Origin of the sequence: Sulfurimonas sp., assembly GCF_014859695.1 — a bacterium.
Classification (GTDB): domain Bacteria; phylum Campylobacterota; class Campylobacteria; order Campylobacterales; family Sulfurimonadaceae; genus Sulfurimonas.
This window is the reverse complement of record NZ_JACUTS010000128.1, coordinates 1-3,598: the sequence shown is the minus strand read 5'-3', so window position 1 is coordinate 3,598 and position 3,598 is coordinate 1. Positions and strand designations below refer to the sequence as shown.

Below are 3,598 nucleotides of genomic sequence, written 5' to 3'. Positions count from 1 at the left end.
ATCCAAGTTTAATTTCTTGATTAAGTGAAATTTTATTTTTCATCGGATTTACCTACGTTATTACCACATTAAACAATAGGTTTTTATAGGGAAACTGAAAGGGTGATCAACTACACGCAGATAGTGGCGCTGTGGATGATACTATGCTCTCATCACCTTCTCATACTAGACCTAAACCAAAAACTCTAACATATTTGGCATGGAACAGACTGTACAGCACAACCGACAGTTGATAGTATGCTCTTGCCGAGCGTGAAAAAGGCGAAGAGGCGGAACGACCGACCGATCGAAACGATGGAATTATAACATTTTGTATTATGTTTGCAAAATACATAAAATCGAGAGCGGAGAGGTGTGCCCGAATTTTTGGGTACTTCTCAGCCCTTCATACAGTTCTTTCTCCCTACTCACTCTGGAATTTCACTAAATTAATTTATTAACTTTGTATAATCATTTGTTAAGACAATAAAGAAAAAATCGGATAGGTGATGACAAAATTCAATGAAGATTCAAGAGTAAAAATACCATCAATCCTACATTTAACAAGTCTTGGATATAAATATATCTCTTGAAATTATGAGACAAATATTTTCACAAAGAAGATATTAAATTACTTTTAGGATATTTAGAGTTGCTAAAAGATGAAAAGCATGCATAAAGTTGAGGAATTAGCTATTTTTCAAGAGTTTTTAGAATTAACTGCTGGAAAACTATTTGAGCAAATTCGAGATCTAGAATATTTATAGATTTTTAATTATTTTGTGGAGTTCACGATCCTCTTTTATTAATAGGTTATTAAATCCTTTATTAAAACGAGAAATATTAGTCAAAAGCTGCTTTGCAGCAATGTCACGGCATTTTAAAAGATAAAAACAATCTTTATTATCTATTTTTTCCAAAAGCGAATATAAAGTTTTTTTAACTTCAAATGGTACGAACCATGGAACATCTAAAGATTCTATCTGATCACGAAAATAGTTTTTAGCATTCTGTTCATTATCTGAAAAATTTGAATACACCAGTAGCTTCATTAAAGAACAAGGTACATGATCTCCAAAAATACTATTTGGCAGTGGAATTATTTTAAATAGTTTTTCTGTCTGAAAAAGTTTTCCTAAAATTACTTTAATTATCTCATTCCTAACTAGATCAACTTCACCACCATATTGTCGAAAATCAAGTATTAAATTTACCAATTGAGCTTTCTTTGGATCATTTTCAACAAGCATTTCCCCTTCACCGGAAATAACCCAAGCAGGATTGATGTTGAATTTATCCATTAAATTTTTGAGCTCCTCTATCTGTAATTTTCTATTTGCAACTTCCAATGTATAAAAAGTTTGTTTTGAAATGCTCAATTCATTTGCCATTTGTACTTTGGTCATATCTAGCTTTTCGCGGATCTTTGTAATTCTTTTTGAAACTTCTTTTATATATTTTGTTTTTTCTTCCATATTCGCTCCAAGTTGTTTAGTAAATATTTTCTTTACTAATAAATATTTTATATAAATCAATTCCAAAAGTCAATATTTTTTTTACTTTAAAATATTTCATTTATTTCATCTATAAACTTATGCAATCAATTGAAATTTATTACAAATAAAAAGGCCTTTTTGAAAAGGATAAGACATGACAGAAAAAGAGATAGTTGAGATGATGTATCAAAAACATCAAAAGTTATTTCTTAATGCAACTGAAGCATCTTTGGAATGGGGCAGTAGTTACTCATCCTTAAGCAAATTATTTGGTGGTAAAGACGCTTTACCAGAAGCGGTTATTTTAGAAAAAAACATCATCCCTCAATGGGTAATGGTAGGAAATAAGAGAATGTGGAAACTTACTGATATTGCTGAGTGGATTTTAAATACTGAAATAAGATAGCTTCTGAATAGTTTGTTAGGTTGATATAACTGTTAAATAAACTCTAAAATTATTAAGTAGCAAAACAAAGTGCGCTTGGATATTTTGAAAACACAACGCTCAAAAATAAAGTACGCTGGCATTACAGAGCATCTAAAATTGGGATATTTACAGAGCGAGATTTAGTAAAAAGTGCGCTAGTGTTTTCTATTAATTAAAATCTACCCAAAAATAGGGGTTTCTTTAAATAGATAAATCGGAAACCAAGGCGCAAAAATGCACAAATTCAATAAAAATTTAGTACTGCGCTTTGAAACGCACTCCAAATACTCCGTATAAGTATCGGAAACCAAGGCGTAGTTTTCGCAGAAAAACATTGACACACTCAGCAGGAGAAAAAATGCTAAAAGAAAAAAGAGAAAGTTTCATACTAAACAAGGAGCATCTTGCAATGTTTCTTGATGAAATAAGGGATGATATACTCAACCATAGTGAGCAGGCTTTAGATTTAGAATTTAATCCAAGCGAGTACTATGCTTTTAAAAAAATAATCAATCTCATCCACGACAACACGCCTGAAAACAAAGACAATTTCATAAAAAAAGCATATCAGAAAATTCAAAAAAAAGTTTACAATCTAAACCAAAAAGATCCAGAGCAAGAAGGAAAGACTCCTTTTGAAAAAGGCATCATGACCGCTACTAAGAATCAATACAAAAGAGTCAATATGGGAATAATAGAATCAGGAGAGTATAACAATAAAACTATTCTCATGCGTTCATATATAAATTTCAATCTTAGTACAAATAATCCAAAAGCAAACTATGCCGCCGCGAGCAATTTCAGAAAAAAATATAGACCAATTGTTAAAGAAGCTATGAAAAAACTTCGTAATAAATATCACACTTTTAAGAACGCAATTCCTGCTATAGAGTTCAAACAAAATATGGATACTGGTGTTTTTATGAACAAAATAGACTACGAAAGATTGTACAAATACATGTCGTGCTTTGATATAAAACCGACTAAAGAGACCTTTAAATTTCTAGAAGGTGTTATCTATATCTTATGTCTAAAACACAACCCAAGTCTTGTTCCTGAACATTACAAACACTCATTAGGAATGATTGGAAAACGGTTCATCCCTATCGACAAAGAAAACGAAGAGGATATAAAAGCCAAAGAAGAACTCCGAGAGCTTATGGAAGATATGGAGGTTACTCCAGAAAAGTTTGAGCAGATAAGAAAGAGCATAGCAGATGAGTTTTAAATCAGGTTTAATTTATTATTAAACTGAACCAAGATCAACTTATAAAAAAGCCCAAAATTTGCATATAATATGTTGTTTTTCATGAACTGGTTCATTTTATTTATCCAAATCATTCTAAGCAATTTTATGATTATTTAGCTCTTTATATGAGTGTTGGGAAAAACGGAAAGAGATTTTAGAAAAGCGTATTAAAAGTAAAATTGAGTGACTTACACCACCCCTTTCCTCTTTCTTCCTAGCTTCCGAGTCACCCCAAAAATATAAACCCCATCCCTAAAAACAAGTCTCCCAAATTTATCTTTGGTGATATCCCAGCCACATAGCCTTTGATAAATATTCGTCTGAATAGTTCTCTTGGAAACGTTAAACTCCTCTGCCAAAGATGAGATGGTAGGTCTTTCGTCTTTAACTAACATACTCAACTTTCGCACCTAAATCCAAGCAATTCTTGAGTTGTGCTTCGTAGTG

General features: G+C 31.6%; 5 protein-coding genes. 3 read left to right on the top strand and 2 right to left on the bottom strand.

The window, feature by feature from the left end; all coding sequences use genetic code 11:
* Positions 1–740: 740 nt before the first annotated feature.
* Positions 741–1,454 carry a helix-turn-helix transcriptional regulator gene (locus IBX42_RS11725; RefSeq protein ID WP_294933115.1) on the bottom strand — a complete coding sequence of 238 codons (714 nt, stop codon included), beginning with the start codon at positions 1,452–1,454 and terminating at the stop codon, positions 741–743.
* Between the two features lie 175 nt (positions 1,455–1,629).
* On the opposite strand from IBX42_RS11725, the gene IBX42_RS11720 reads away from it, so the two are divergent.
* The 3 genes from IBX42_RS11720 to IBX42_RS11710 all read left to right on the top strand — a co-directional run bounded on the left by IBX42_RS11720 (position 1,630) and on the right by IBX42_RS11710 (position 3,309).
* On the top strand, positions 1,630–1,881 hold the full coding sequence (locus IBX42_RS11720) for a hypothetical protein (RefSeq protein ID WP_294933114.1): 252 nt from the start codon (positions 1,630–1,632) through the stop codon (positions 1,879–1,881).
* A 379-nt stretch (positions 1,882–2,260) separates the two neighbouring features.
* Positions 2,261–3,130, top strand: a complete 870-nt coding sequence (locus IBX42_RS11715; protein ID WP_294933113.1) for a hypothetical protein — start codon at positions 2,261–2,263, stop codon at positions 3,128–3,130.
* Positions 3,131–3,216: 86 nt separating this feature from the next.
* A complete protein-coding gene (locus tag IBX42_RS11710) occupies positions 3,217–3,309 on the top strand; it encodes a hypothetical protein (protein WP_365943717.1) in 93 nt (30 codons plus the stop codon).
* A gap of 30 nt (positions 3,310–3,339) precedes the next feature.
* Here the strand turns inward: IBX42_RS11710 and IBX42_RS12595 are convergent, their stop codons facing one another.
* The gene (locus IBX42_RS12595) at positions 3,340–3,546 is read right to left on the bottom strand and encodes a hypothetical protein (RefSeq protein WP_365943716.1); all 207 of its coding nucleotides are present in this window, start codon (positions 3,544–3,546) and stop codon (positions 3,340–3,342) included.
* Positions 3,547–3,598: the final 52 nt, after the last annotated feature.